The 24,876-nt window shown below is 40.5% G+C and carries 34 protein-coding genes and 1 pseudogene; 29 read left to right on the forward strand and 6 right to left on the reverse strand.

Annotated features, from left to right (window positions below; genetic code table 11):
- Positions 1-32 precede the first annotated feature (32 nt).
- The 21 genes from rplP (at position 33) to rplQ (ending at position 10,095) form a co-directional block, all read left to right on the forward strand.
- The gene (rplP, locus tag CKV81_RS09395) at positions 33-458 is read left to right on the forward strand and encodes a 50S ribosomal protein L16 (RefSeq protein WP_095072732.1); all 426 of its coding nucleotides are present in this window, start codon (positions 33-35) and stop codon (positions 456-458) included.
- Between the two features lie 11 nt (positions 459-469).
- A complete protein-coding gene (rpmC, locus tag CKV81_RS09400) occupies positions 470-655 on the forward strand; it encodes a 50S ribosomal protein L29 (RefSeq protein WP_095072733.1) in 186 nt (61 codons plus the stop codon).
- Between the two features lie 11 nt (positions 656-666).
- Positions 667-921 carry a 30S ribosomal protein S17 gene (rpsQ, locus tag CKV81_RS09405; RefSeq protein WP_095072735.1) on the forward strand — a complete coding sequence of 85 codons (255 nt, stop codon included), beginning with the start codon at positions 667-669 and terminating at the stop codon, positions 919-921.
- The gene (rplN, locus tag CKV81_RS09410) at positions 921-1,289 is read left to right on the forward strand and encodes a 50S ribosomal protein L14 (protein WP_002661337.1); all 369 of its coding nucleotides are present in this window, start codon (positions 921-923) and stop codon (positions 1,287-1,289) included. The genes rpsQ and rplN overlap by 1 nt, the downstream gene beginning before the upstream one ends.
- 20 nt (positions 1,290-1,309) lie before the next feature.
- Positions 1,310-1,630 (forward strand): 50S ribosomal protein L24, encoded by a 321-nt coding sequence (rplX, locus tag CKV81_RS09415; protein WP_095072737.1) that lies wholly within the window; start codon positions 1,310-1,312, stop codon positions 1,628-1,630.
- A gap of 12 nt (positions 1,631-1,642) precedes the next feature.
- Positions 1,643-2,194, forward strand: coding sequence for a 50S ribosomal protein L5 (rplE, locus tag CKV81_RS09420; protein WP_095072739.1), 552 nt, complete (start codon positions 1,643-1,645; stop codon positions 2,192-2,194).
- Between the two features lie 2 nt (positions 2,195-2,196).
- Positions 2,197-2,466 (forward strand): 30S ribosomal protein S14, encoded by a 270-nt coding sequence (gene rpsN, locus CKV81_RS09425; RefSeq protein WP_095072741.1) that lies wholly within the window; start codon positions 2,197-2,199, stop codon positions 2,464-2,466.
- A 141-nt stretch (positions 2,467-2,607) separates the two neighbouring features.
- Positions 2,608-3,006: a 30S ribosomal protein S8 gene (gene rpsH / locus CKV81_RS09430; RefSeq protein WP_095072743.1), complete on the forward strand. Its 399-nt coding sequence runs from the start codon at positions 2,608-2,610 to the stop codon at positions 3,004-3,006.
- A gap of 18 nt (positions 3,007-3,024) precedes the next feature.
- Positions 3,025-3,570, forward strand: a complete 546-nt coding sequence (rplF, locus tag CKV81_RS09435; protein WP_095072745.1) for a 50S ribosomal protein L6 — start codon at positions 3,025-3,027, stop codon at positions 3,568-3,570.
- A gap of 14 nt (positions 3,571-3,584) precedes the next feature.
- Positions 3,585-3,932 (forward strand): 50S ribosomal protein L18, encoded by a 348-nt coding sequence (gene rplR / locus CKV81_RS09440; RefSeq protein ID WP_095072747.1) that lies wholly within the window; start codon positions 3,585-3,587, stop codon positions 3,930-3,932.
- A gap of 97 nt (positions 3,933-4,029) precedes the next feature.
- A complete protein-coding gene (rpsE, locus tag CKV81_RS09445; RefSeq protein ID WP_095072750.1) occupies positions 4,030-4,554 on the forward strand; it encodes a 30S ribosomal protein S5 in 525 nt (174 codons plus the stop codon).
- 17 nt (positions 4,555-4,571) lie between these two features.
- Positions 4,572-4,751 (forward strand): 50S ribosomal protein L30, encoded by a 180-nt coding sequence (gene rpmD / locus CKV81_RS09450; RefSeq protein WP_095072752.1) that lies wholly within the window; start codon positions 4,572-4,574, stop codon positions 4,749-4,751.
- Positions 4,752-4,766: 15 nt separating this feature from the next.
- Complete coding sequence (gene rplO, locus CKV81_RS09455) at positions 4,767-5,216, forward strand: 50S ribosomal protein L15 (protein ID WP_095072753.1); 450 nt, start codon at positions 4,767-4,769, stop codon at positions 5,214-5,216.
- 14 nt (positions 5,217-5,230) lie between these two features.
- Positions 5,231-6,610, forward strand: coding sequence for a preprotein translocase subunit SecY (gene secY, locus CKV81_RS09460; RefSeq protein ID WP_095072754.1), 1,380 nt, complete (start codon positions 5,231-5,233; stop codon positions 6,608-6,610).
- 8 nt (positions 6,611-6,618) lie between these two features.
- Positions 6,619-6,834, forward strand: coding sequence for a translation initiation factor IF-1 (gene infA, locus CKV81_RS09465; RefSeq protein ID WP_095072756.1), 216 nt, complete (start codon positions 6,619-6,621; stop codon positions 6,832-6,834).
- Positions 6,835-6,902: 68 nt separating this feature from the next.
- Positions 6,903-7,019: a 50S ribosomal protein L36 gene (gene rpmJ / locus CKV81_RS09470; protein ID WP_007839480.1), complete on the forward strand. Its 117-nt coding sequence runs from the start codon at positions 6,903-6,905 to the stop codon at positions 7,017-7,019.
- Between the two features lie 9 nt (positions 7,020-7,028).
- Positions 7,029-7,406 carry a 30S ribosomal protein S13 gene (rpsM, locus tag CKV81_RS09475; RefSeq protein WP_095072758.1) on the forward strand — a complete coding sequence of 126 codons (378 nt, stop codon included), beginning with the start codon at positions 7,029-7,031 and terminating at the stop codon, positions 7,404-7,406.
- A 19-nt stretch (positions 7,407-7,425) separates the two neighbouring features.
- Positions 7,426-7,815, forward strand: coding sequence for a 30S ribosomal protein S11 (gene rpsK / locus CKV81_RS09480; protein WP_095072760.1), 390 nt, complete (start codon positions 7,426-7,428; stop codon positions 7,813-7,815).
- Positions 7,816-7,916: 101 nt separating this feature from the next.
- Positions 7,917-8,525 carry a 30S ribosomal protein S4 gene (gene rpsD / locus CKV81_RS09485; RefSeq protein ID WP_095072762.1) on the forward strand — a complete coding sequence of 203 codons (609 nt, stop codon included), beginning with the start codon at positions 7,917-7,919 and terminating at the stop codon, positions 8,523-8,525.
- A gap of 28 nt (positions 8,526-8,553) precedes the next feature.
- A complete protein-coding gene (locus tag CKV81_RS09490; protein WP_095072764.1) occupies positions 8,554-9,549 on the forward strand; it encodes a DNA-directed RNA polymerase subunit alpha in 996 nt (331 codons plus the stop codon).
- Positions 9,550-9,555: 6 nt separating this feature from the next.
- Complete coding sequence (rplQ, locus tag CKV81_RS09495; protein ID WP_095072766.1) at positions 9,556-10,095, forward strand: 50S ribosomal protein L17; 540 nt, start codon at positions 9,556-9,558, stop codon at positions 10,093-10,095.
- A gap of 142 nt (positions 10,096-10,237) precedes the next feature.
- On the opposite strand, the gene CKV81_RS09500 is transcribed toward rplQ, so the two are convergent.
- Complete coding sequence (locus CKV81_RS09500) at positions 10,238-10,636, reverse strand: hypothetical protein (protein ID WP_095072768.1); 399 nt, start codon at positions 10,634-10,636, stop codon at positions 10,238-10,240.
- Positions 10,637-10,714: 78 nt separating this feature from the next.
- Here CKV81_RS09500 and CKV81_RS13370 point away from each other — a divergent pair, with 78 nt between their 5' ends.
- The 3 genes from CKV81_RS13370 to CKV81_RS09510 all read left to right on the forward strand — a co-directional run bounded on the left by CKV81_RS13370 (position 10,715) and on the right by CKV81_RS09510 (position 13,835).
- Entirely contained in the window at positions 10,715-10,903 is a 189-nt protein-coding gene (locus tag CKV81_RS13370; RefSeq protein WP_157727401.1) for a hypothetical protein, read from the forward strand.
- Between the two features lie 84 nt (positions 10,904-10,987).
- Positions 10,988-12,280 carry a phosphopyruvate hydratase gene (gene eno / locus CKV81_RS09505; RefSeq protein WP_095074414.1) on the forward strand — a complete coding sequence of 431 codons (1,293 nt, stop codon included), beginning with the start codon at positions 10,988-10,990 and terminating at the stop codon, positions 12,278-12,280.
- 268 nt (positions 12,281-12,548) lie between these two features.
- Positions 12,549-13,835, forward strand: coding sequence for a citrate synthase (locus CKV81_RS09510; protein WP_095072770.1), 1,287 nt, complete (start codon positions 12,549-12,551; stop codon positions 13,833-13,835).
- Between the two features lie 157 nt (positions 13,836-13,992).
- On the opposite strand, the gene CKV81_RS09515 is transcribed toward CKV81_RS09510, so the two are convergent.
- Positions 13,993-15,633 (reverse strand): putative transporter, encoded by a 1,641-nt coding sequence (locus CKV81_RS09515; protein WP_157727402.1) that lies wholly within the window; start codon positions 15,631-15,633, stop codon positions 13,993-13,995.
- 233 nt (positions 15,634-15,866) lie between these two features.
- Between CKV81_RS09515 and CKV81_RS13500 the strand changes: the two genes are divergently transcribed.
- On the forward strand, positions 15,867-16,013 hold the full coding sequence (locus CKV81_RS13500; protein WP_220096587.1) for a hypothetical protein: 147 nt from the start codon (positions 15,867-15,869) through the stop codon (positions 16,011-16,013).
- A 98-nt stretch (positions 16,014-16,111) separates the two neighbouring features.
- Here the strand turns inward: CKV81_RS13500 and aspS are convergent, their stop codons facing one another.
- Entirely contained in the window at positions 16,112-17,866 is a 1,755-nt protein-coding gene (gene aspS, locus CKV81_RS09520) for an aspartate--tRNA ligase (protein ID WP_095072774.1), read from the reverse strand.
- 108 nt (positions 17,867-17,974) lie between these two features.
- Here aspS and CKV81_RS09525 point away from each other — a divergent pair, with 108 nt between their 5' ends.
- The 3 genes and pseudogenes from CKV81_RS09525 to CKV81_RS09535 all read left to right on the forward strand — a co-directional run bounded on the left by CKV81_RS09525 (position 17,975) and on the right by CKV81_RS09535 (position 19,813).
- Positions 17,975-18,460 carry a thermonuclease family protein gene (locus tag CKV81_RS09525; RefSeq protein ID WP_095072776.1) on the forward strand — a complete coding sequence of 162 codons (486 nt, stop codon included), beginning with the start codon at positions 17,975-17,977 and terminating at the stop codon, positions 18,458-18,460.
- A 65-nt stretch (positions 18,461-18,525) separates the two neighbouring features.
- Positions 18,526-18,606, forward strand: a pseudogene (locus tag CKV81_RS13605) (30S ribosomal protein THX); the annotation flags it as partial.
- 292 nt (positions 18,607-18,898) lie between these two features.
- Complete coding sequence (locus tag CKV81_RS09535; protein WP_095072778.1) at positions 18,899-19,813, forward strand: dimethylarginine dimethylaminohydrolase family protein; 915 nt, start codon at positions 18,899-18,901, stop codon at positions 19,811-19,813.
- A gap of 203 nt (positions 19,814-20,016) precedes the next feature.
- Here CKV81_RS09535 and CKV81_RS09545 read toward each other — a convergent pair whose 3' ends face one another.
- A complete protein-coding gene (locus tag CKV81_RS09545; protein WP_095072782.1) occupies positions 20,017-20,676 on the reverse strand; it encodes a copper homeostasis protein CutC in 660 nt (219 codons plus the stop codon).
- A gap of 258 nt (positions 20,677-20,934) precedes the next feature.
- On the opposite strand from CKV81_RS09545, the gene ctlX reads away from it, so the two are divergent.
- Positions 20,935-21,858, forward strand: a complete 924-nt coding sequence (gene ctlX, locus CKV81_RS09550; protein WP_095072784.1) for a citrulline utilization hydrolase CtlX — start codon at positions 20,935-20,937, stop codon at positions 21,856-21,858.
- Positions 21,859-21,977: 119 nt separating this feature from the next.
- Here the strand turns inward: ctlX and CKV81_RS09555 are convergent, their stop codons facing one another.
- Positions 21,978-24,197: an outer membrane beta-barrel family protein gene (locus tag CKV81_RS09555; RefSeq protein WP_095072786.1), complete on the reverse strand. Its 2,220-nt coding sequence runs from the start codon at positions 24,195-24,197 to the stop codon at positions 21,978-21,980.
- Positions 24,198-24,530: 333 nt separating this feature from the next.
- The gene (locus CKV81_RS09560) at positions 24,531-24,872 is read right to left on the reverse strand and encodes a DUF3817 domain-containing protein (RefSeq protein WP_095074417.1); all 342 of its coding nucleotides are present in this window, start codon (positions 24,870-24,872) and stop codon (positions 24,531-24,533) included.
- Positions 24,873-24,876 lie beyond the last annotated feature (4 nt).

Consider the following 24,876-nt stretch of genomic DNA (forward strand, 5'->3'; position numbering starts at 1 on the left):
TCTAACATCTAACATCTAACATCTAAAAGATTATGTTACAACCAAAAAGAACCAAATTCCGTCGTGTTCACAAGATGAAGATGAAAGGAAATGCGCAGAGGGGAGCACAACTTGCGTATGGAACTTTCGGCATCAAAGCAATTGACGGAGCGTGGATCACCGCAAGACAGATCGAAGCTGCACGTATCGCCGCTACGAGATATATGAAAAGAGAAGGTCAGCTGTGGATCAAAATCTTCCCGGATAAGCCAATTACCAAAAAACCAGCCGAAGTAAGGATGGGTAAAGGTAAAGGTGCCGTGGAATACTGGGTAGCTGTAGTAAAACCAGGTAAAATTATGTTCGAAGTAGGCGGAGTGCCTTACGAAGTAGCAAAAGAAGCTCTAAGGCTTGCTGCACAGAAATTACCGGTAGTGACCAAATTTGTAGTGGCTAACGATTTTGTAAAACCTGAATAATCTTTGATACAATGAAAAACGCAGACATCAAAAATTTAAGCGCAGGCGATCTACAGAACAAACTTGCTGAACTGAAGGCTGAATACACGAAACTGAAATTAGCCCACAAGATCAGCCCTGTAGAAAACCCAATTCAGATCAGAGATTTGAGGAAGACAATCGCAAGACTAAATACAGAGTTAACTAACAAACAATAATTTCATTTACAATGGAAAGAAATTTAAGAAAAGAAAGAATCGGAGTTGTTTCCAGCAACAAAATGGAAAAAACTATTGTTGTTAGTGAAACAATGAGAATGAAACACCCGATGTACGGTAAATTCGTATTGAAGACGAAAAAATATACCGCACACGATGAGAACAACGAGTGCAGCGAAGGCGATACAGTCCTGATCCAGGAAACCAGACCTTTGAGCAAAAATAAGAGATGGAGATTAGTAAGAATCATTGAAAAAGCTAAGTAATGTTACAGACCGAATCAAGATTAAAAGTTGCTGATAATACTGGTGCTAAAGAAGTATTGGTAATCAGAGTTCTGGGAGGTACCAGAAGAAGATATGCTTCAGTTGGTGATAAAATCGTAGTGACTATCAAGGATTCTACACCATCAGGAAACGCAAAGAAAGGACAGGTATCCAAAGCCGTAGTAGTAAGAACTAAAAAAGCAGTAAGAAGAAAAGATGGTTCATACATCAAGTTCGACGACAATGCTTGCGTTCTTCTTAATGCAGCAGGCGAAATGAGAGGTACCCGTGTATTCGGACCGGTTGCAAGAGAATTGAGAGACAAGGAATATATGAAAGTAATTTCATTGGCTCCGGAAGTACTTTAATTTTTAAAAATTTTAAGACAATGACAAAAGTTAAAATTAAAAGAGGAGATAACGTAATCGTTACTACCGGAAAAAATAAAGGTACCAAAGGCGAAGTTCTTGAAGTAATCAAAAAAGAAGGAAAAGACCCTAGAGTAATCGTTGCAGGTGTAAACGTAGTGAAAAAACACGTGAAGCCTTCAGCCTCAAACCCACAGGGTGGTATCGTAGAAAAAGAGGCTTCTATCCATATTTCCAACGTGTCCCTTATGGATGCAGAAGGTAAAGCTACAAAAGTAGGTTACAAGATGGAAGGTGACAAAAAAGTAAGAGTTGCTAAAACAACCGGTAAAAACCTTTAATTGTAAAAGACAATGGAATTTATAGCAAGACCTAAAAAAATATACAAAGAGAAAATTGTTCCTGCAATGATGGAAGAATTTGGGTACAAATCTGTAATGCAGGTACCTAAATTAGAGAAAATCGTTGTGTCTCAAGGTTTGGGAGCTGCTACAGCCGACAAGAAAATTGTAGACTACGCAGTGGAAGAATTAACAGCAATTACCGGCCAGAAAGCAGTAGGTACTTTATCTAAAAAAGACGAAGCAGCCTTCAAACTTAGAAAAGGTATGCCGGTAGGCGCCAGAGTAACCCTAAGAGCAGACAGAATGTATGAGTTCTTAGACAGGCTTACTTCATCAGCACTTCCGCGAATCAGAGATTTCTCTGGGATCAAGGCAGAAGGATTCGATGGTAGAGGAAACTACAACCTTGGTATTACCGAGCAAATTATTTTCCCTGAAATCGTGATCGACAAAGTGAAGAAAATCCAGGGTATGGATATCACTTTCGTAACTTCAGCTAAAACTGATAAAGAAGCTAAAGCATTATTAACTCACTTCGGTTTACCATTTAAAAAGAATTAAGAATGGCTAAAGAATCAATGAAAGCGCGTGAGCGCAAAAGAGAAGCAATGGTTGCTAAATACGCAGAGAAAAGAAAAGCTTTGAAAGAAGCCGGAGATTACGAAGCCCTGCAAAAGCTGCCTAAAAACGCTTCACCTGTAAGACTGCACAACAGATGCAAGCTTACAGGAAGACCAAGAGGATATATGAGAACCTTCGGTATTTCCAGAGTAACGTTCCGTGAAATGGCAAACGCAGGCCTTATCCCTGGAGTTAAAAAAGCAAGTTGGTAATAATTATTAACTAATCTGGACAGAAAAGTTGAAGATAAAAGAATCCAGAACCGAGAGCCAAGATTTTCGTCTTGATTCTCGTGTCTCGGATCCCGGCTCTCAAAACTATCTGTCATCAACCAATAACAACAAAAAAGAAAAATGGTAACAGATCCAATTTCAGATTTCCTGACAAGAGTAAGGAACGCACAAAGCGCAGGCCACAAAGTGGTGGAAATTCCTGCATCGAAAATCAAAAAGGAGATTACGAAAATTCTATTTGACCAGGGTTACATTACAAACTATAAGTTTGAAGACAACGCTGTGCAAGGGAACATCAAAATCGCTTTGAAGTATGACAAACTAACCGGTAAGCCTGCCATCAAATCAATCCAGAGAGCTTCAAGACCTGGTTTGAGATACTACGCAGGTTCTGCAGAACTCCCAAGAGTACTGAACGGTTTAGGTATCGCTATTATCTCTACATCCAAAGGTGTGATGACAGGTAAGCAGGCGAAAAATGAAAATGTTGGCGGTGAAGTAATCTGCTATGTTTATTAATTTTTTAAAATAAGGAAAATGTCAAGAATTGGTAAAGCAATTATAACAGTTCCGGCAGGAGTTACCATTACCGAAAACAACGGGGTAGTAACTGTAAAAGGACCAAAGGGTGAACTTACCCAAACCCTTACTGAAGGAATTACGCTGGAGCAGAAAGATGGCGAACTTACAGTAAACCGTCCCTCTGACTCTAAGCAGCATAAAGCGCTTCACGGATTGTACAGAGCGCTGATCAACAACATGGTTGTTGGTACATCCGAAGGCTTCGAAAACAAGCTTGAACTTGTAGGGGTAGGTTACAGAGCATCACACTCAGGACAGAAACTTGAGTTGGCTCTAGGTTTCTCCCACGGTATCTTACTGGAACTTCCAGCTGAAGTAAAAGTAGATACATTGACTGAAAAAGGTAAAAACCCAATTATTACTCTGTCTTCACACGACAAGCAACTTCTTGGAATGGTGACTGCGAAAATCAGATCATTCAGAAAACCAGAACCATACAAAGGTAAAGGTGTGAGATTCGTTGGTGAAAATGTGAGACGTAAAGCTGGTAAATCTGCTTAATAAATTTTAAGAAAATGGCACTGAATAAATTAGAAAAAAGAAACAGAATCAAAAGAAGAGTTAGAGGGAAAATCTCCGGCTCTGCTGAATTGCCAAGATTATCTGTCTATAAGAGTAATAAGGAAATTTACGCACAGTTGATCGACGATAAAGAAGGTAAAACCCTTGCATCAGCTTCTTCAAGAGCTTTGAATGCAACAGGAAGTAAAGTGGATATCTCTGTTGAAGTGGGTAAGGCAATCGCTGAAAAAGCTAAAGCTGCAGGTATTGAAAATGTAGTGTTCGACAGAAACGGTTTCGTATACCACGGCAGAGTAAAAGCTCTTGCTGACGGTGCGAGAGAAGGCGGTTTGAAATTTTAAATTATAGATTTTAAATTATAAATGATTAACGACATTATAAATTGAAGAAGAAGAATTAATCTAAAATCTAAAATTTATAATCTAAAATTAAAAATATATGTTAGGACTAGATAATATCGAAAAAGTAAAACCGGGAGGATTAGAACTTAAAGATCGTCTCGTAGCTGTAAACAGAGTAACCAAAGTAACCAAAGGGGGCCGTGCTTTCGGATTTTCAGCAATCGTAGTGGTTGGTGACGAGGCTGGCGTGATCGGTTACGGACTTGGTAAATCTAAAGAAGTTGCAACTGCTATCTCCAAGGCGGTAGAAGATGCAAAGAAAAATTTAGTTAGAGTTCCAATTACTAAAGACGGAACTATTTACCACGAAACTTCTGCAAGATTTGGTGGTGCTGATGTATTCATGAGACCAGCATCTCACGGTACCGGAGTTATCGCAGGTAACACCGTACGTATCGTTGTAGAATCTGCAGGTATCAAAGATATTCTTACAAAATCTAAAGGATCTTCAAACCCACATAACATGGTGAAAGCTACTTTCAAAGCGTTATTGGATATCAGAACTCCTGAGGAAATTGCAAGAATGAGAGGTGTATCACTAGACAAAGTTTTTAAACACTAAAATAAGTTTCAGGACAAATGGCAACAATTAAAGTAAAACAGGTAAGAAGTGCTATTGGGAGAACTAAAACCCAGAAGAAAACTCTTGAAGCTTTAGGTTTAAAGAAATTGCACCAAGTAGTAGAGCACGAAGCTACTCCCGCTGTGTTGGGAATGGTAGCAGCAGTAAGACACTTAGTAGAAGTTCAGGAAAACTAATTAAATTTAAAAAAAATGAAGTTAAACAATATACAGCCAGCTGTAGGTTCTACTCACAATTCCAAGAGAATTGGAAGAGGACAGGGAAGCGGTAAAGGCGGTACTTCCACAAAAGGGCACAAAGGTCAGAAATCCAGATCCGGTTACTCTCAGAAAATCGGTTTCGAGGGTGGACAGATGCCTTTACAAAGAAGATTGCCTAAATTCGGTTTCAACAACATCAACAGAAAAGAATTTAGAGGAATCAATTTAGATACCATCCAAAACCTAATCGATACCAAAGGAATTTCAGGTGACATCACTAAAGAAGTTTTGGTAGAAAACGGTTTGGCATCTAAAAACGATATCGTGAAAATTATGGGTAGAGGCGAATTGAAATCTGGTGTTTCAATCACTGCTGATAAATTCACGAAATCTGCAGAGGAACTTATTTCTAAAGCAGGAGGTAAAGCAATTACTCTTTAATCTTTATTGACGAAATGAAAGAATTTATACAAACAATTAAAAACATTTGGAGTCTTAAGGAATTGAGGGAGAAAATCCTTTTTACCCTGGGGATTATCCTGGTGTATAGATTCGCATCTTATATTTCCCTACCCGCCATCAACATGGCAGAGGTAGGGAACCTTTTGGAAATTTACCAAAATCAGGGGGGCAGCAAACAGGGAGCAGGACTTCTTGGTTTGCTTTCTTCTTTTACAGGTGGTGCTTTCAGCCGTGCGTCGATCATGGCGTTGGGTATCATGCCTTACATCTCTGCTTCTATCATCGTGCAGCTGATGGGTATGGCAATCCCGTATCTGCAGAAACTGCAGAAAGACGGTGAAAGCGGAAGAAATACCCTGAACCAGATTACCAGATGGCTTACCATCGCGGTGTGTTTGGTGCAGGCACCTTCATACCTTACCTCCATCACCCAGATGTTCCTGCCTTACGGCCAGTTTCAGTCTGCATACTATGTAGAGCCGAGTTCAATTATGTTCTGGCTTCCGAGTATTGTGATCTTGGTTGCAGGTTCTGTATTTGCAATGTGGCTGGGTGAGAAAATTACAGATAAAGGTATTGGCAACGGTATCTCAATCCTGATTATGGTGGGTATCCTTGCGGACCTCCCTACAGCTTTTGTACACGAAGTTACTACGCAAACAGGTAAAGGCGGCGCGGGAACCATCATGGTTTTGGTTGAAGTTTTATTCTGGATGCTTGTGGTATTGTTGGGTATACTGCTTTCTGTCGCGGTGCGAAAAATCCCGATTCAGTACGTGAGCAGAGCACAGGCAAGAGGTGGTGTAAACAGAAACCTTATGCAGGGTGCAAGACAGTGGATCCCGCTGAAGGTGAATGCTGCAGGTGTTATGCCGATTATCTTCGCGCAGGCACTGATGTTCGTACCAGGTCTATTGACGAAAGTAGATGAGTCCAATACATTTTTGGCAGGTTTCAAGAATGTATTCAGCTGGCAGTACAATGTGCTGTTTGCGATATTGATTATTGTATTTACATTCTTCTATACTGCAATTACAATTCCGGTAAATCAGATGGCAGACGACCTGAAAAGGAACGGCGGTTTGATCCCGAAAGTAAGACCAGGTAAGGAAACGGCTGATTATCTGGATGATATACTGTCTAAAATAACTTTGCCGGGTTCAATATTTTTAGCTATCTTTGCAGTCCTTCCGGCACTTGTATACGGAACTCTGGTTCAGACTGATAGGTTTGCGCTGTTTTTCGGGGGTACCTCACTGTTGATTATGGTGGGCGTAATTCTTGATACCGTACAGCAGATCAATACTTATCTTCTGAATCATCATTATGATGGATTGATGCAGTCTAAATTATCTAGAACATCAAACTTTTAAGGATTTAAATGGCTAAACAGAAACATATTGAACAGGATGGCGTGATCGTGGAAGCACTTTCAAACGCCATGTTCCGTGTAGAACTGGAAAACGGGCACGTACTGATCGCCCATATTTCAGGTAAAATGAGAATGCATTACATTAAGCTCTTACCAGGAGATAAAGTAAGGCTTGAAATGTCTCCCTATGATTTAACCAAAGGGAGAATCACTTTTAGATACTAATTCAATTTAAAAGAACACTTTTAATTATAATGCAAAAGGCCTAATGCCGATTGCTAAAACCAAAACAAATGAAAGTTAGAGCATCTATTAAAAAAAGAAGTGCTGATTGCAAAATCGTTCGTCGTAAAGGCGTTCTCTTTGTAATCAACAAGAAAAACCCAAAATTTAAACAAAGACAAGGCTAAAATTAAATTATGGCGAGAATTTCAGGTATTGATTTACCAAAAAACAAAAGAGGCGTTATCGGTTTAACTTACATCTACGGAGTTGGAAGAAGCACAGCTTCCCAAATCCTGAAAGCTGCCGGTATCAGCGAAGACAAGAAAGTCAACGAATGGAATGACGATGAATTGGCTGCTATCAGAAACTACATCACTGAAAACATCAAAGTTGAAGGTGAATTGCGTTCAGAGGTTCAATTGAACATCAAACGTCTGATGGACATAGGATGCCAACGAGGAATACGTCACAGACTGGGATTACCTTTAAGAGGCCAAAGAACTAAAAACAATTCTAGAACCCGTAAAGGAAGAAGAAAAACTGTTGCTAATAAAAAGAAAGCAAGTAAATAATCTTTAGAATTATTAAATAATGGCAAAACAAACTAAAGTAGTTAAAAAAAGAAAAGTAAAAGTGGAAGCGATTGGTGAAGCACACATCCAGGCGTCTTTCAACAATATTATTATTTCTTTGACAAATAAAAACGGAGAAGTTATCTCTTGGTCATCTGCCGGTAAAATGGGATTCAGAGGATCTAAAAAGAATACTCCATTCGCAGCACAGATGGCTGCGGAAAATTGCTCTGCTGTAGCTCACGAAGCGGGCCTTAGAAGAGTAAAGGTGTTTGTAAAAGGACCTGGCCAGGGTAGAGAATCTGCCATCAGATCCATCCACAACTCAGGAATCGAAGTTAGTGAAATCGTTGACGTGACTCCAATGCCGCACAACGGATGTAGACCACCAAAAAGAAGAAGAGTATAATAAATTAGAATTTTAAATTTTAAATTTTAAATTTTAAATCATCGGTTTATTATTGTAAAATCTAAAATCTAGAATCTATAATCTATAATCCTTAGAAAATTATGGCAAGATATATTGGACCTAAAACAAAGATTGCACGTAAATTTGGTGCGGCAATCTACGGAGACGACAAGAACTTCGAGAGAAGAAAAAACCAACCACCGGGACAGCACGGGCCGAACAAAAGAAGAGGTGCTAAAAAATCAGAGTACGCAAACCAGCTTGCTGAAAAGCAAAAAGCTAAATATACCTACGGTATCCTGGAAAGACAGTTTGCTAACCTATACGAAAAAGCTTCCAGAGCTTCTGGCGTAACCGGTGAAATCCTATTGCAGCTTTGCGAATCAAGACTTGACAATGTCGTATACAGAGCGGGTTTTGCTAAAACAAGAGCTGGTGCAAGACAATTGGTTTCTCACAGACATATCACTGTGAACGGGGAACTGGTAAATATCCCATCTTATTTACTGAAAGCTGGTGACGTAATCGCGATCAGAGAGAAATCAAAATCTCTTGAAGTTATTGCTGATTCATTAGCTTCAAAATCAACCTACGAATGGCTGCAGTATAACGACGAGAAGAAGGAGTGTACATTTGTAGCGGTTCCTGAACGAATTCAGATCCCTGAAGACATCAAGGAACAATTCATCGTAGAGTTATACAATAAATAATAAACCAATTTTTTGCTCAACCCACAATATGGCAATTTTACAATTCATAAAACCCGATAAAGTAATTCTTTTAAATTCTGATGATTTTAAAGGTCAGTTCGAATTCAGACCATTAGAGCCAGGTTTTGGGCTTACTATCGGTAATGCTTTGAGAAGAGTACTACTTTCTTCTCTTGAAGGATATGCTATTTCATCTATCAAAATTGAAGGTGTAGAGCACGAGTTTTCTACAATTCCGGGCGTGATCGAAGATGTAACCGAGATCATCCTGAACTTGAAACAACTTCGTCTTAAAGCTAAATCTGAAAACCAGGCCAACGAACAGGTTGTTGCTAAAGTTTCAGGGCAAAATCAGGTAACTGCTGCTGACCTTGGGAAATCTATGAACGGTTTCGAGGTGTTGAACGGCGACCTTGTAATTGCCAATATCACCAAAGACGTAAACTTCGAGATTACTTTCAATATTGAGAAAGGTAGAGGTTATGTTCCTTCCGAACAGAACAAATCAAACAATGCTCCACTTGGAACCATTGCCATTGATTCCATCTTTACGCCGATCAAAAAAGTACAGTATTCTATTGAAAACTACCGTGTAGAGCAAAAAACAGACTACGAGAAATTAATACTGGATATCGAAACTGACGGGTCAATCACTCCACAGAACGCTCTTACTGAGGCTTCAAAGATTTTGATCTATCATTTCATGCTTTTCTCTGACGAAAGAATCACTCTGGAGACAGAAGCCGTAAAGGCATCCATTCAGTACGATGAGGAAACTTTACACACAAGACAGCTTCTGAAGTCTAAACTTGCAGATATGGACCTTTCCGTAAGAGCCCTGAACTGTTTGAAGGCTGCTGAAGTGGAAACTCTTGGCGAACTGGTTTCTTACAGCAAGTCTGACTTGATGAAGTTCAGAAATTTCGGTAAGAAATCTTTAACAGAATTAGAAGAATTAGTGCATTCAAAAGGTCTGAACTTCGGTTTCGACGTTGCGAAATATAAATTAGATGCTGATAAATAATAAACAATGAGACACGGTAAAAAAATAAATCACCTGGGAAGAACTGCGCCACACAGAAAGGCTATGCTTTCCAATATGGCTTGTTCTCTTATTGAGCATAAAAGAATCAACACCACTGTAGCTAAAGCGAAAGCTTTGAGAGTATATGTTGAGCCACTTTTAACAAAAGCAAAAGAAGACACCACTCACAATAGAAGAACAGTTTTCTCTTATCTGCAAAGTAAAGAAGCTGTAACTGAACTTTTCAGAACTGTAGCACCAAAAATCGCTGAAAGAAACGGCGGTTATACAAGAATCATCAAAACTGGTTTCAGACCTGGTGATGCTGCAGATATGGCTATGATTGAGCTGGTAGATTTCAACGAGCTTTACAATCCAAATGCTGAAGAGAAAAAAGCTACAAGAAGAAGCAGAAGATCTACTGCTGCTAAGAAAGAAACTGTAGCTGCAACGCCTGCAAAAGAAGAAGCAAAAGCTGAAGAGCCGGTAGCAGAAGCTCCGGAAGCTCCAGCAGCAAACGCTGCTGAAGAAAAAACTGAAGAATAATATTCGCAGTTTTCAAATAGTAAAAAATCCGTTCAGAACGCTCTGAACGGATTTTTGTTTTAAGATATTTTAGATGAATGTAAAATCGTTGAATTTCAAAATTTACTCATTCACTTTTAAAATTCACCCGTTCACCCATAAATCACTGTCCTCTCGCTTTAGTCAGCTCAATCACATTTCCATCCTGCTCAATGGTTACGTTGTCGCCCTCAGATTTTACCAGGACGCTGTTTTCCTCGTACACCGCGCCGTTCGGAGTGGTTTCCTTTTGTTTTACTTTAATCGTTTTTTTATTGCTGGTGATGGAGATGTAGTTTCCGTCTTTGCCCGAGCTGGTAAATTTAACAAGCGCCGATGAGCCGTCTTCCGCCACGTAGCGGTAGGTTTGTTCTTGTGTTTGTGCTGATGCTCCGTTACTGTCTGCAGTTACGGTTGTTGTAGTATCGCTGTCAGCTTTTAAAACGCCGGTATTCCCGCTTTCCTTTTTACAGCCTACTGCAACCATTGAAAATGCCAATGCTGCTACAATAATTTTTCTCATAAATTAATTATTTTTAAGATTTCATTTAAATATAGGTAAGTGTCAAACCATATAAGTTTTGATCTTTAAAGATAATCAATGTCCGATACATTACAAATAATTTTGCTTTGCACAGTGATTCCGCTGGTTACACTCGTGGCCGCCAGAATCTTGCAGCTTTTGGAGGATGCAGATTCCGAAGGAGGCAAACCAGCATCATACCGCGACATTCTTTTTCGGCGTCCTGCGGTTTACGAGTTTAGGAATAACAGTTTAATATATTTTTAAGACAAAAATCACCTGTTATTCCCTTAAATATTCCGTAAATTTGTGTCACTTAAAAACACGAATACAAACATTAAAAAAATAAAAATGAGTTACATTTCGTACATCGAGGCAAGACAGATTTTAGACTCCAGAGGTAATCCTACTGTAGAAGTTGACGTTTTCACAGAGAGTGGTGCCATGGGCCGCGCTGCCGTTCCTTCGGGAGCATCCACCGGCGAGCACGAAGCTGTGGAACTGCGCGACGGCGGTTCTGATTATATGGGGAAAGGCGTGCTGAAAGCTGTAGAAAACGTACGTGAAGTAATCGCTCCGGAATTGGTTGGTTTACCGGTTTTTGACCAAAACCTGATTGATCAGATTATGATTGATCTGGATGGCACTAATAACAAAGGAAACCTCGGGGCAAACGCAATTTTGGGGGTTTCTCTGGCGACGGCAAAAGCTGCAGCAACTGAACTCAGAATGCCGCTTTACAAATATGTTGGCGGTGTGAATGCGAATACACTTCCTGTACCGATGATGAATGTGATCAACGGAGGTTCACACTCGGATGCGCCGATCGCTTTCCAGGAATTTATGATTATGCCGGTGAAAGCAGATTCGTTCTCACACGCGCTTAGAAAAGGTACTGAAATCTTCCATAACCTGAAAAAAATCCTTCACGACCGAGGACTTTCTACTGCGGTAGGTGATGAAGGTGGTTTTGCGCCCACATTTGCGGGAACGGAGGACGCTTTGGATACTTTGCTTCAGGCGGTTGAAAAAGCGGGCTACAAACCTGGTGATGATGTGATGTTCGCTTTAGACTGTGCATCTTCAGAGTTCTATAAGGACGGTGTTTACGATTACAGAAAGTTCCAGACTCCGGATTCAGCACAGTTCAGCAGCGCAGAACAGGCTTCTTATCTTGAAGAATTGGTTAACAAATATCCAATTATCTCCATCGAAGACGGTATGCAGGAAAACGACTGGGATGGCTGGAAACTTTTAACAGAAAAAATCGGCGACAGAGTTCAGCTGGTAGGTGATGACCTTTTTGTGACCAATGTTGAAAGACTTTCTAAAGGCATCCATGAAGGTATCGCCAACTCAATTTTGGTAAAAGTAAACCAAATTGGGTCTCTTTCTGAAACAATGGCAGCAGTGCAGATGGCTCAGCACAATAAATATACATCGGTAATGTCGCACCGTTCCGGTGAAACTGAAGATTCTACCATTGCTGACCTGGCTGTGGCGATGAACTGTGGACAGATCAAGACCGGTTCTGCTTCCCGTTCAGATAGAATGGCGAAATACAACCAATTGATTAGGATTGAAGAAGCGCTAGGTGAAACCGCAATTTTCCCGGGATTGGACGCATTCAAAGTAAAAAGATAATCTGGAGTAAGATATCCACGGTTTGAGCCTGCAGGAAGGTTCACGATTTTCTTAAAGAATATTTAATATGCAAAACATCGGAATTGTCTCCGGTGTTTTTTTTATTTGAGTGAATTGATAATCAGTGTGATAACTTTTTTGCAAAGTGAAGGTAATATATGATGATACCTAAGTATTTTTGAAATAGAAAAAATTAATAAAGATCAGCTGGCGATCATTTGATATATACGTTGTTTTTCCTTAATTTTAACAAAAAATTTACAAGAAAATGTCAGATAACAAAGTTATATTGAATTACGACGGTAAGGCATTCGAATATCCTATCGTTGACAGCACTATTGGTGACAGAGGAATTGATATTTCTAAATTAAGAGACCAAACCGGCCTTATTACGCTGGATTTGGGTTATAAAAACACAGGTGCTACCTTAAGCGAAATTACTTATCTGGACGGTGATGTTGGTGAACTTTACTACAGAGGTTACCCTATTGAGCAAATCGCCGAAAAATCCAACTTTACAGAAGTGATGTACCTGTTGCTTCATGGTGAGCTTCCTACACAGGAGCAGTTTGCTAAATTTGACGAGGGAATTAAAAAATACAACTATGTAGCCGAGGAAATGAAGAAAATTATCGACGCCTTCCCGCGTTCTGCCCACCCAATGGGAGTTTTGTCTTCACTGACGTCGGCACTGGTGGCCTTTAATCCAAAGGCGGTAGATGTTACCTCTAAGGAGGATATGGATCACGCTGCGGAAATGCTGATCGCAAAATTCGCACACCTTGCTGCATGGACTTACAGAAAAACTAAAGGTTTATCTCTGAACCACGGAGACAACAGCCTGAACTACGTAGAAAATTTCTACAGAATGACGTTCAAAATGCCAAATCAGCAGTTTGAGATAAATCCGGTTGTTGTAGACGCGTTGGATAAACTGTTGATCCTTCACGCTGATCACGAACAAAACTGTTCTACCTCAACAGTAAGAATGGTTGGCTCTGCACATACTGGGCTTTTTGCTTCTGTTTCTGCAGGTGTTTCAGCGCTTTGGGGTCCACTTCACGGTGGTGCAAACCAGGCCGTAATCGAAATGCTTGAAATGATTGAAGCTGACGGCGGTGATGTTGCAAAATACGTTGCAAAAGCGAAAAATAAAGAAGATAACTTCAGGTTGATGGGCTTCGGCCACAGGGTTTACAAAAATTTCGACCCAAGAGCGAAAATCATCAAAAAGGCGGCAGACGATATTTTAGATGCACTCGGAATTGATGATAAAGCTTTGGATATCGCAATGCAGCTTGAGAGGGTAGCTTTGGAAGACGATTATTTCGTAGAAAGAAAACTTTACCCGAACGTAGATTTCTACTCCGGAATTATCTATAGAGCGCTGGGAATCCCAACAGAAATGTTTACCGTGATGTTTGCACTGGGAAGATTACCGGGATGGATCTCTCAGTGGAAAGAAATGCGCTTGAAGGGCGACCCGATCGGAAGACCAAGACAGGTGTATCAGGGCGCACAGAAAAGAGATTACGTTGCGATGGAAAACAGATAATTGAAAGATTGATAGAAAGAAGAAGCCGTTTCACAATTTGTGAAACGGCTTTTTTATGTTTTTTTTCACCTCCTGATGGTAAGAGGTTTTCGTTTAGAGACTCTCAGCCTGCGTCAGTTGGTTTTGAGACATTTTCCTTTTGTCTTTATTTTAACCACTAAGCCAATAGTAAAATTAGAAGCTGGGCCACAAAAATCCTGAAAATCGTCACCAGTGGATAAACCTGAGCATAGCTTTGAAGAGGGATATCACTGTCCAGATAGCTGGTGCTGAACGAAAGCGCTGCCGGATCGGTATAACTTCCGCTCATAATTCCGGAAAGTTGCAAAAAGTTGATCTTCATGAAAAATCTTCCTATAATGACCATTAAAATCAATGGGATAAAAGTAATAGCCGAACCATAAAGCATCCATACCCAACCGTTATTTTGCACGAAATTTTCGTAAAAACCTTCACCGGCGTGTATGCCAACCGCTGCGAAGAACAGGCAGATTCCCAAATCTTTCATAAAATAAATCGCCCCGTTGTTGATATAGGAATGGATGAAAGAAATTCCACCGTAACGGCTGATAAAAAGGGCGGTAATCAGCGGGCCGGCTGCAAAACCAAGTTTAATCGGCACCGGCAACGAAGGAATCATAATCGGAATGGAACCGATTAAAATACCTATCAAAAGACCGCCAAAAAGTGACAGAAAATCAGGCTCCAAAAGTCTTTTCTCGGAATTTCCGATGATCTCTTCAGCCTGCTTCAGGGAGTCCTCTGTGCCTACGATTCTAACTTTATCCCCGTAGAAAAGTTCCAGCGAAGGTCTTGCAAGCATCTCCTTGCCTGCGCGGAATACACGGGTAACTTTCAGGTCGTATTTGTTGTACATATCGAGTTCCGAAAGTTTTTTGTGCATGGCTGATTTTTTGGTGACAAAGAAATTTTTAGTCAGAATATCGCTTCCGGTTTCTATAAACTGGTCTGTGGACGGCCGCCCCACCATTTTTGTAAATTCTTCCAAATCCTTTTCTACACCTACAATCATCAGAACATCGCGCAACTGTAGTCTCATATCTAAAGTGGGTGAAAAAACGGCTTCGGAACCGCTGTGTTTCAGTCGGGAGATGACGATATTTTTACCGCTTTCTTCTATAATTTGGTGAAGTGTTTTGCCCACAACTTCCGGTTGTATCACACGGATTTTTTGACTGATTACCGGCAGCTCGCTGTTTATTTTTGCGAGGCGGAAAAGTTTCATTTCCTGTTCGGGATTTATTTTGAGAAGCGTTTTTGATGCAATAATCGTTACGATAATTCCCAGGACTCCGAGAGGATAAGTAATGGCATAGCCTATTGCCGGATCATCAAAAGTTTTGTTGGGGAACTGTGATTTTATTTCTTCCAGAGTGCTTTTGGCGGCACCCAGTCCGGGTGTATTGGTTACAGATCCGGACATAATTCCCACCAAATCTTCAATTTTCAGACCCGTGATTTTAAACAGAATAAAAGTTATTAAACCACCCAGGAGAACGGACGAAACCGCAAGTATGTTAAACTTCAGGCCTTCGCTTTTAAATGAAGAAAAGAAAGACGGGCCAACCTGGATTCCTATCGCATATACAAAAAGGATCAGCCCAAAATCCCTGATGAAATCCAGAATTTCCGTATTCATTCGGTAACCAAAATGCCCCAAAAGAAGCCCTGTAAACATTACCGCGGAAACTCCCAGCGAAACTTTTGCAATTCTTATCCTTCCAAAAAAAATCCCGGTGCCGATGGCAAGCATCATCACAATTAGTGACTGTATCACACCTGGGTTTTCAACCGGTAACAAAAGATTGTGAAGCCAATCAAACATAATAAATCTGCTATTTAATTCTCGATGTGTTCTGCAAAGTTACATCTTTGTTTTATGGTTATGTTTTAAATCAAAGTGAACTTTGTCAGATCAGTGTTTTTTAGAATTCATATAAAAAACATCCTCAACAGCAATTGCAAATATGCTGATAGTGCATTAAAGTTCCCGAAAAATTAAGATCTTCAATGGACGCTTTCATTAAGCAGAATCATTTCAATTCAGGTAAAATTTCTCTTCTGTACGTTGATGCGGGCAATTTGGTTGCTCATAAGACATTCTGCGACGACCCACTTTTAAAAGCTGTGAGTGTCCCAAACTCAAACGGAAACTGATTTATTTAAATATTCCGGAGGTTGGGTGAAAGAAATGCCATAAATAAAAAAGCAATCCCAAGTTGAGATCGCTTTTTTATTTTTTTTGAATTAAAATCTTATTCTTTAGTTTCTACTTTAAGATAAAGTTCGTCGAGTTGCGCATTCGCAATCGGGCTCGGTGCATCAATCATCACATCTCTTCCGGAATTATTTTTTGGGAAAGCGATGTAATCCCGGATCACTTCATTTCCGTCCAAAATTGCCACCAACCGGTCGAAACCGAAAGCCAGACCTGCGTGTGGCGGAGCTCCGTATTTGAAGGCGTTCATCAGAAATCCGAACTGCGCTTCCGCTTCCTCTTTGGTGAAACCTAACAAACCGAACATTTTAGATTGTAAGTCTTTATTGAAAATCCTTACCGAACCGCCACCGATTTCGTTGCCGTTCAAGACCAAATCGTAAGCGTTTGCTCTGGCTTTTCCGGGCTCGGTATCCAGAAGTGTGATGTCTTCAGGTTTTGGCGACGTGAAAGGATGGTGCATGGCGTGGTAGCGGCCGGTTTCTTCATCCCATTCCAGAAGCGGGAAATCCACTACCCAAAGTGGAGCAAATTCATCGCCTTTTCTTAAGCCTAACTGATTTCCCAATTCCATTCTCAAAGCGGATAGTTGGGTGCGGACTTTGTTGGCATCGCCGCTCATTATGAACATCAAGTCGCCGGGTTTTGCGCTGAATGTTTCGGCGACAATCCGTAAATCTTCTTCGGAATAAAATTTATTGACGGAAGAAGTAACAACACCGTCATGCTGATATTTGATCCAAACCATTCCGGAAGCCCCTATTTGTGGGCGTTTTACCCAGTCAATTAGCGCGTCGATCTGTTTTCTGGTGTATTCTGCACAACCTTCCACGTTGATTCCCACCACCAATTCTGCATCGTCGAAAATTTTAAAATCTTTGCCTTTTACCAAACCGTTCAGTTCCACGAACTCCATTCCGAAACGGATGTCCGGTTTGTCGTTTCCGTATTTTTTCATGGCTTCGTTGAAGGTCATTCTCGGGAATTTTCCAAAATCTTTCCCGCTGATTTCCTTTAAAAGTGACGCGGTCATTCCTTCAAAAATTTCCAGAACATCTTCCTGCTCCACAAACGCCATTTCGCAGTCGATCTGGGTAAATTCCGGCTGCCGGTCGGCGCGTAAATCTTCATCGCGGAAACATTTCACAATCTGAAAATAACGGTCCATACCACCCACCATGAGTAATTGTTTGAAAGTTTGAGGTGATTGCGGCAAAGCATAAAACTGTCCCGGGTTCATCCTGCTCGGAACCACGAAATCTCTGGCACCTTCCGGAGTGGATTTGATAAGAACCGGCGTTTCTACCTCGATAAAACCTTTGTCCGAAAGATAATTTCTCACTTTCTGCGCCATTTTATGACGGAAGACTAATTTATCCTTTACCGGATTTCTGCGGATGTCCAGATATCTGTATTTCATGCGCAGCTCCTCGCCGCCGTCGGTTTCATCCTCTATGGTGAAAGGCGGAAGTTCGGATGCATTGAGAAGATTCAGTCTTTCAACCAAAATTTCAATTTCGCCGGTCGGAATCTTTGGATTTTTGGAAGTTCTTTCAATCACTTTTCCGGTTACCTGAATCACAAATTCGCGGCCGAGTTTTTTCGCCTGTTCCAGCAATTCTTTTGAAGAACGGTCTTCATCAAAAACCAACTGCGTAATGCCGTAGCGGTCCCGCAAATCCACCCAAATCATAAAACCTTTGTCGCGGATGGTTTGTACCCAGCCGGAAAGTGTCACAGTTTCATCAAGATTTTGAAGCGTAAGTTCGCCGTTGGTATGTGTACGGAACATAAATTTGGTTTAAATATTAAGTTAAAATTTTAAGGTTGGGAACCTTGAATTTGAAAGAGCAAAGATAAGATTTTTGGCTCGAAAGTGTTTAAACAATACTTTTGCGCGATGAAAAAATTTCTTTTCGTTTTTCTGCTTGTTTTTGCTCAGGTTTTATTTTCACAAACTTTTAAGGGGAAAGTGATCGGCGTGAAAGACGGTGACACGGTTGTTCTGCTGATTGACGGTAAACGGCAGACGGTTCGCCTCGCGCACATCGATACTCCCGAGAAAAATCAACCTTTCGGTTACAAAGCCAAACAGTTTGTTTCCGGTTTCTGCTTCGGTAAAGAAGTAGAGGCAGTAATCGCCGGAAAACCTGACCGCAACGGAAGATGGATTGCCGAAATTTTTTACAGGAACCAAAATTTAAACAAAGAACTGTTGCGAAAAGGCCTGGCGTGGCATTTCAAAAGATATTCCCGTAATTCAAATTATGCCCAGCTGGAAATTGATGCGCGAAAAAAGAAAATTGGTTTATGGCAGGATAAAAACCCGGTAGAACCTTGGAACTGGCGAAAATTTAGACATCAAAAAGCTGTTAATCAACAGTAACGGTGGTGGCTTTGCTGTTCAAAAACTTTTCCTAAATTTGTTTTAAATCATTAAAATTATTCATTATGGGAAAAGGCGACAAAAAAACCAAACGTGGAAAAATCAATCAGGGAAGTTACGGGAAAACACGGCCAAGAAAGTCGGCTTCTGTAAAGGCAGTTCCGGTAAACGTGCTGGATGAGGACGACAAGAAAGCTCCGAAAGCGAAGGTAAGAAAAGAAGTGGGCTATCAAACGGAACCAACACAAAATGCAGAAGTGGCGAAAAAGCCCAAAACGCCGAAAGCTGATGCAGCGGATGAAAATGAAAAACCCGCCAAAAAGAAAAAAACCGAGGAATAATCTACTCCACAAATTAGAGCTGTCACCTTTTGGGGCAGCTTTTTTATAATTTTCCTTTTCGGAAACGTTTGTTTATATTTGTATCAAGCACTTTTTTATGAAGCTGAACATTAAAAACGAAACTGGAAAACTGAGATCTGTGGTTCTGGGCCAGCCCAGTTCTATGGGTGCTGATCCCACCTTGGACGAGGCATACGATGCCAAATCTTATCATACCATCCAACACGGCACGTACCCAAAAGAAAACGACATCATCCGCGAAATGACCGAATTTGAAAAAATTCTGAAAAAATATGATGTGGAGGTGTACCGCCCAGAAATTATAGAAGATTACAACCAGGTTTTTGCGAGGGATGTGGCGTTTGTGATCGATGATAAGATGATCATTTCAAATGTAATCTCAGACCGTGCCGATGAGCAGGATGCCTACCGCAAGATTTTTGAAAAAGTAGAGTGGCGCAAAATCGTAAATCTGCCCGATACGGCCCACATCGAAGGCGGCGACGTTATCGTGTGGGATGATTTTCTGTTCGTAGGAACCTGTTTTTCAGAAGATTACAGAAATTATAAAACCGCGCGAACCAACGAATACGCCATCGAAATCCTTAAAGAATATTTCCCAAAGAAACGTATCATTGATCTGGAACTGAAGAAAAACGACACCGTTCCTTATGAGGGGATCCTGCATCTTGACTGCACGTTCAATCCGGTAGGCAAAGATAAATGCATCATCTATAAAAACGGTTTTGTGGATGAAAGCGATTATCGCCTGCTCATCGATATTTTCGGCGAGGAAAACTGCTTCCATGTCACCGATCAGGAAATGTTTGAAATGTTCCCGAATATTTTTTCAATTTCCCCGGAAGTAGTGGTTTCCGACAGCAGTTTCACGCGGATGAACAATTTTATGCGTGACGAGTGGGGAATGACCGTGGAAGAAATCCCGTACCGCGAAATTTCAAAAATGGGCGGATTACTAAGGTGTTCTACAATGCCGCTGGTCCGCGAATAAACGATGTCACTTTTCCCTTGGCGCAGCGAAGTAGAGATCCCTTTCATCAAATTTTTCAGGAGCCTTTTCCCGCTTTCCACTGCAATCTTTTATTTTTCCTTATGTGAAAGAAAAATAAAAGGATTTCCGTTGCAATCGGGGCTAGTGATAATGAGCCGCTTAATCCGGTTGCGGCGCCGCAGGCGCCGCAACCGGACTTTTTTTTAAATACTTTTTTTCAGTTTCTTAATCTCCTCATCACTCGCAAAAACCTCATAAGAAGGTATCGCCGAGGAATGAAAATGTGTTCCTTTGGTGAAATTTTTCAGTTCCGAGATATTTCCGGAGCGTACGCCGCCGCCAACCAATATATCGATTTGGCTGCCGTATTTTTCAATTAAATTTCTCAGATTTTCTTTACCTTCCATCGCCGAAGATTTTCCACCGGAAGTCAGTACCGCTTTAAAGCCAATGTCAATAAGGTGTTTTATCGCCACATCCAAATCCGGAGTCCGGTCGAATGCGCGGTGAAAAGTGCAGGGAATATCGTCCGCCAAATCCACCAAAACTTTATTTCTGTGGGTATCTATCGTGTTTCCCGAATTTAAAATTCCAAAAACAAAACCGTCAGCACCGGATTTTTTGAACTGCAGAAGATCTTTCTTCATCACCTCAAATTCCAGATCAGAATAGTAAAAGCCGCCGCCTTTCGGACGGATCATTACATAAATTGGTTTCCTGTAAACCGACTTCAGGTAGCGGAATTCATCAATGTTCGGTGTTATTCCGCCCAATTGCTGTTCGGCGCAAAACTCAATTCTGTCAGCTACAGAACGCAGCGCAGTTTCTGCAGAAGTGATTTCGAAGCAGGCTATCTCAAGCATAATTTTTCTGTCAGGTTTATGATTTCTAAAGATACTGAAATTTCATAATCTCTTTTCCAATCGTTCAGAACATTCTTTATATCGCCGTGCACTGTATGCTTTAAGTGCTTTTTGAGAGCACAGTGCGCCGTTTTCGACGATTCATTCCTAAATTGTTTTGCTGTAAGCGGAATCTCAGTAATGTATGTGTAAAGCAGCGCTGCAATTTCTATATTAAGATAAATATTGAGTATTTTTGTAAAACTTCAAAACTAAGATATGCAAACTACTGACACTGTTCTGATGATTGAACCTGTGGCGTTCGGCTACAACGCTCAAACCGCGGAAAATAATTATTTCCAGGTTAATTCTGAAAATTCTGAAACGCAGGGAAAAGCACTTCAGGAATTTAAAAATTTTGTTGAAAAGCTGAGGTCAAAAGGCATCAATGTGATTACTGTAAAAGATACCTTGCAGCCGCATAAACCGGATTCAATTTTCCCAAACAACTGGGTGAGTTTTGGCAGCGATGGAAAAGCGTTTCTTTATCCGATGTTTGCTCCGAACCGTCGTGATGAGCGCCGCCCGGAAATTCTGGAAGCAGTAGAGAATGCCGGTTACCACATCAAACAGGTGGAAGATATCTCAAATTATGAAAATGAGGATAAGTACCTGGAAGGAACCGGAAGTATGATTTTCGACCATGACAATAAAATTGCGTACGGTTCAGTTTCATTGCGACTTGATGAAGGGCTTTTCCGAGAATTTTGTGAAAAGACTGGTTATAAACCTGTAGTTTTTCACAGTTTTCAAACGGCTGGCGGCGAAAGGCTTCCGATTTACCACACGAATGTGATGATGTGTGTCGCCGATAGATTTGTAGTCATTTGCCTGGATTGTATTGACGATGAAGTTGAAAGAAGAAACATAGTTGAAGTAATCAGATCAACCAACAAGGAAATTATCGAGATTTCTGAAGACCAAATGCAGCAGTTTGCCGGAAATATGCTTCAGCTAAGAAATTCTGAGGGTAAAACTTTCCTGGTGATGAGTGAAACGGCATACAGATCTTTAACTAAGGAACAGATTGCTGCGATCGAAAAATATTCGGAAATCATTTATGCTGATTTAAATACGATTGAAGTGAATGGTGGCGGAAGTGCGAGATGTATGTTGGCGGAAGTTTTTTTGCCGAAGAAATAATTTTGCCGCGAATACGTAAATTTTTTTTGATTTATTTTGCTGGCTTTTTTGAAATGTAAGGAATCACCGAAATTTTTCGGTGATTCCTTCTTTTACATTTAGTTTGATATGGAGAAAATTTAATTTCCGGTTCTGTTTTTAATGTCACTTGCAGCGCCTTGCACGTTTCTGGTTTTCTGAACTTTTTTGTTCCCGAAATTATAGGCTACGGTCAGAACGGCACTTTGGCTGTATTGGTATTGGCTCACTCTGTTGTAAGTTCCGGTTTCTTGCTCGTCGTAAATATTGATTTTCATGGTTTTAAATAAGTCCTTCATGTCGAAAGAGAATGTCCAGTCGTTCCAGATTTTTTTGAGGGAAAGGTCAAGTCGCTGTATCGGATTCAGATAACCGAGATCTGCTCTTTGTTTTCCCATCCAAAAATAATTTATGCCAAGAAATAAATCTTTTTTTGCAGAAAGACGGATATTGTTATTCAGCTGTAAAAAAGGCGCCGCCATCGTATTATTGAAAATGAAATCTTCAAACTTCTCGCCTGTGATCGGATCTGTATTCACTGTTCCTTTGTAAGAATTGATATTTAATCCTGCAGCATAATTCGCGTTCCAAATCTGATTGAAAAATGCTTTGTTCATCCCGAGATTCGCAGAAAAAGTATTTTGAGTCCCGTAATTGGTACGAATATAACGTAATGTTCTCACGCCGTTTTCATCCACTTTCTGCAAAGGAACCTGTGTGATCGCGTCTTTGGTGTATGAATTCGAAACCTGCAGGAAATACGCGCTTTTATACATATACATCAGTTCCTGGTTATACACCGATGATGCTTTCAAAAAAGGATTGTTCTGGATGTAATTTACTTTGGTCAGATAAATTCTCACCGGATTAATCTCCCAGAAACTCGGTCTTCTCACGCGGCTTGTAAATGCATACGAAAGACTGTTGTTTTGGTTGATATTATAGTTGAGGCTTAATGTCGGAAGAATATTAGTGTAGTTTCTTTTCACATTGTTGGTTGTGCCCAGGATTTCGCCGTAGCTGTCGGTAAACTCGACTCTTGCGCCGGCTTTTGCAGAAAATTTTTCGGTAATATTTTTTTCAGCATTCAGGTAAAGGCCGGATATTTTTTCATCGTAAACGAAATGGTTGCTCTGGTTGTCGTCTTTCACATAAGTTGTGCCGTTCCAGTTTTCGAAATAAGTGTCATTGTCAGTTTTTGTTTTGTTGAAATTGCCGCCCAAACCAAGCGTAAATGCTTTGAAGATTTTAGTAAAATCCGCCGTTGCAGAATAGTTGTCGATGTTTTGCGGCGTACTTTGGTTGAATTTGGAAGACAGCGCCAGAAAATGGTTTCCAGCATCTGCGATTTCTGTAAGATTGCTGTTCGTTTCGTCTTTGACGTAATTGAGATAGGCGCCGTTTAGACTAAGTTTACTTCCTTTATCATCAAATTTATGTTCAAAATTGAGGTTTACAGAATTATTGAGGTCTTTATTTTGTCCAAAATTCCTGGAACGGTTGTAATGGGTTTCCAGAACGCCCTGCTGATTTCGCGCGACCACTGTATTGAAAAAGTCAGAATGCAGATACGGCGATTTGCTGAACCAGCCGTTGTAATTCACTCCGACGGTGTTTTTGTCATTAATTTCGTAATCCAGATTTACGTAGCCTCCAAAATCCCGATCTTTACCTTCCACAGTTCCTTCGGATTTGTTGTATTCATCGCCTTTGCCGTTCATCAGTAAATAATCCTGCGGTCTTATCACATCGCTGTAGCTCACATTTCCACTCGCTGCGAATTTTCCTTTGCGGTAGTTCAAACTTGCAGAAGAAGCCTGGTTGTTGTATTTGTGCTGCGTGCTGCTCATCCGGAAATTTCCGCTGGTTCCGTCCGTCATTTTCTTTTTCAGCACGATATTGATCACACCGTCTGTCGCTTCGACATTGAACTCACTTCCAGGAAGTGTGATGACTTCTATTTTTGCAATGTTGTCTGCAGGCGTATTTTTCAGAAAAGCTTCCAGACCGTCGGCGTTCATCTGCGTTTTCTTTCCATTAATGTAGATTACGGCGTTGCTTTTCCCTGCGATTTTCAAAGTTTTGTCGTCAGCGGAAGAAACGAGTGGAGTTTCTTTCAAAAGATTGAACGCGGTATTTCCTTTCGCAACGGGAGATGCGGCAACATCGAAAACCAGGCGGTCAGATTTCTTCTGAATGACTTTTTTGGTAACGATTACTTCCTCAATATTTTTCGTTGAAGCTGAATCTCTTTTCGGAGTTTCCTGTGCGAAAGCTACGATGCCGGAAAGTAGTGCGACGGTGGTGATGAAGTTTTTCATAATAGTTTTTTTTGTTTTTTAGAAAAAAAGAAAGCCGCCAGTTATTAATTTTTTTGATTGGTCAATTACTTTAGTGTGTGGTTATTAGCTTGCGGCTTTCTTTGATTTGGTTAAAAGTTTTAGTTCTTTGTTTTGGTTATTAATTTACATCGCAAAGATATATAAATAAAGTAGTAGTATGCAATACAAAGTAGTGAAATAATTTAGATTTAATTTTTAAAACGTTGATAATCAGTTATAAAAATTTAAATTAAAATTTTAACTTCAGGAATAAGACAACAAAAGGATGCAAAATATTACATCCTTTTTTTAAAATATTTTTTGTTGTAAATTTTATTCCCGGTCGAAACGCGCCAGTTTCTTGTCAACCCAAATCGTGGCAAAAGGAAAAAATGCTGCAATCAGCGCAAAGACAAAATCCTCATCATCCCATTTGAAGATTTTGCGGGCCGGCAAGACCAAAAGAAGATAAAGCGTAAAAAACAAGCCGTGGATATTCCCCATGATGATGATGTAAATCGTTGGGGCAAGCGCTTCGCGGTCGTAGCGGATCCAGATCATTGCGGAAAAGAGAAGGCACCAGGAAACAGCTTCGAACAGGCAAACCTGCTTAAACCATTTGATGATCTTTTCTTCAGAATATTTTGAAATAATTTGCTCTACAAAATTGCTCATATGC

The sequence above is a fragment of the Chryseobacterium taklimakanense genome (assembly GCF_900187185.1).
GTDB classification, from domain to species: Bacteria; Bacteroidota; Bacteroidia; order Flavobacteriales; family Weeksellaceae; genus Planobacterium; species Planobacterium taklimakanense.

Excerpts from the sequence above, each read along its gene's own strand:
- rplP (WP_095072732.1), top strand. The coding sequence starts at position 33 with ATGTTACAACCAAAAAGAACCAAATTCCGTCGTGTTCACAAGATGAAG.
- rpmC (WP_095072733.1), top strand. The coding sequence starts at position 470 with ATGAAAAACGCAGACATCAAAAATTTAAGCGCAGGCGATCTACAGAAC.
- rpsQ (WP_095072735.1), top strand. The coding sequence starts at position 667 with ATGGAAAGAAATTTAAGAAAAGAAAGAATCGGAGTTGTTTCCAGCAAC.
- rplN (WP_002661337.1), top strand. The coding sequence starts at position 921 with ATGTTACAGACCGAATCAAGATTAAAAGTTGCTGATAATACTGGTGCT.
- rplX (WP_095072737.1), top strand. The coding sequence starts at position 1,310 with ATGACAAAAGTTAAAATTAAAAGAGGAGATAACGTAATCGTTACTACC.
- rplE (WP_095072739.1), top strand. The coding sequence starts at position 1,643 with ATGGAATTTATAGCAAGACCTAAAAAAATATACAAAGAGAAAATTGTT.
- rpsN (WP_095072741.1), top strand. The coding sequence starts at position 2,197 with ATGGCTAAAGAATCAATGAAAGCGCGTGAGCGCAAAAGAGAAGCAATG.
- rpsH (WP_095072743.1), top strand. The coding sequence starts at position 2,608 with ATGGTAACAGATCCAATTTCAGATTTCCTGACAAGAGTAAGGAACGCA.
- rplF (WP_095072745.1), top strand. The coding sequence starts at position 3,025 with ATGTCAAGAATTGGTAAAGCAATTATAACAGTTCCGGCAGGAGTTACC.
- rplR (WP_095072747.1), top strand. The coding sequence starts at position 3,585 with ATGGCACTGAATAAATTAGAAAAAAGAAACAGAATCAAAAGAAGAGTT.
- rpsE (WP_095072750.1), top strand. The coding sequence starts at position 4,030 with ATGTTAGGACTAGATAATATCGAAAAAGTAAAACCGGGAGGATTAGAA.
- rpmD (WP_095072752.1), top strand. The coding sequence starts at position 4,572 with ATGGCAACAATTAAAGTAAAACAGGTAAGAAGTGCTATTGGGAGAACT.
- rplO (WP_095072753.1), top strand. The coding sequence starts at position 4,767 with ATGAAGTTAAACAATATACAGCCAGCTGTAGGTTCTACTCACAATTCC.
- secY (WP_095072754.1), top strand. The coding sequence starts at position 5,231 with ATGAAAGAATTTATACAAACAATTAAAAACATTTGGAGTCTTAAGGAA.
- infA (WP_095072756.1), top strand. The coding sequence starts at position 6,619 with ATGGCTAAACAGAAACATATTGAACAGGATGGCGTGATCGTGGAAGCA.
- rpmJ (WP_007839480.1), top strand. The coding sequence starts at position 6,903 with ATGAAAGTTAGAGCATCTATTAAAAAAAGAAGTGCTGATTGCAAAATC.
- rpsM (WP_095072758.1), top strand. The coding sequence starts at position 7,029 with ATGGCGAGAATTTCAGGTATTGATTTACCAAAAAACAAAAGAGGCGTT.
- rpsK (WP_095072760.1), top strand. The coding sequence starts at position 7,426 with ATGGCAAAACAAACTAAAGTAGTTAAAAAAAGAAAAGTAAAAGTGGAA.
- rpsD (WP_095072762.1), top strand. The coding sequence starts at position 7,917 with ATGGCAAGATATATTGGACCTAAAACAAAGATTGCACGTAAATTTGGT.
- CKV81_RS09490 (WP_095072764.1), top strand. The coding sequence starts at position 8,554 with ATGGCAATTTTACAATTCATAAAACCCGATAAAGTAATTCTTTTAAAT.
- rplQ (WP_095072766.1), top strand. The coding sequence starts at position 9,556 with ATGAGACACGGTAAAAAAATAAATCACCTGGGAAGAACTGCGCCACAC.
- CKV81_RS09500 (WP_095072768.1), bottom strand. The coding sequence starts at position 10,636 with ATGAGAAAAATTATTGTAGCAGCATTGGCATTTTCAATGGTTGCAGTA.
- CKV81_RS13370 (WP_157727401.1), top strand. The coding sequence starts at position 10,715 with ATGTCCGATACATTACAAATAATTTTGCTTTGCACAGTGATTCCGCTG.
- eno (WP_095074414.1), top strand. The coding sequence starts at position 10,988 with ATGAGTTACATTTCGTACATCGAGGCAAGACAGATTTTAGACTCCAGA.
- CKV81_RS09510 (WP_095072770.1), top strand. The coding sequence starts at position 12,549 with ATGTCAGATAACAAAGTTATATTGAATTACGACGGTAAGGCATTCGAA.
- CKV81_RS13500 (WP_220096587.1), top strand. The coding sequence starts at position 15,867 with ATGGACGCTTTCATTAAGCAGAATCATTTCAATTCAGGTAAAATTTCT.
- aspS (WP_095072774.1), bottom strand. The coding sequence starts at position 17,866 with ATGTTCCGTACACATACCAACGGCGAACTTACGCTTCAAAATCTTGAT.
- CKV81_RS09525 (WP_095072776.1), top strand. The coding sequence starts at position 17,975 with ATGAAAAAATTTCTTTTCGTTTTTCTGCTTGTTTTTGCTCAGGTTTTA.
- CKV81_RS09535 (WP_095072778.1), top strand. The coding sequence starts at position 18,899 with ATGAAGCTGAACATTAAAAACGAAACTGGAAAACTGAGATCTGTGGTT.
- CKV81_RS09545 (WP_095072782.1), bottom strand. The coding sequence starts at position 20,676 with ATGCTTGAGATAGCCTGCTTCGAAATCACTTCTGCAGAAACTGCGCTG.
- ctlX (WP_095072784.1), top strand. The coding sequence starts at position 20,935 with ATGCAAACTACTGACACTGTTCTGATGATTGAACCTGTGGCGTTCGGC.
- CKV81_RS09555 (WP_095072786.1), bottom strand. The coding sequence starts at position 24,197 with ATGAAAAACTTCATCACCACCGTCGCACTACTTTCCGGCATCGTAGCT.
- CKV81_RS09560 (WP_095074417.1), bottom strand. The coding sequence starts at position 24,872 with ATGAGCAATTTTGTAGAGCAAATTATTTCAAAATATTCTGAAGAAAAG.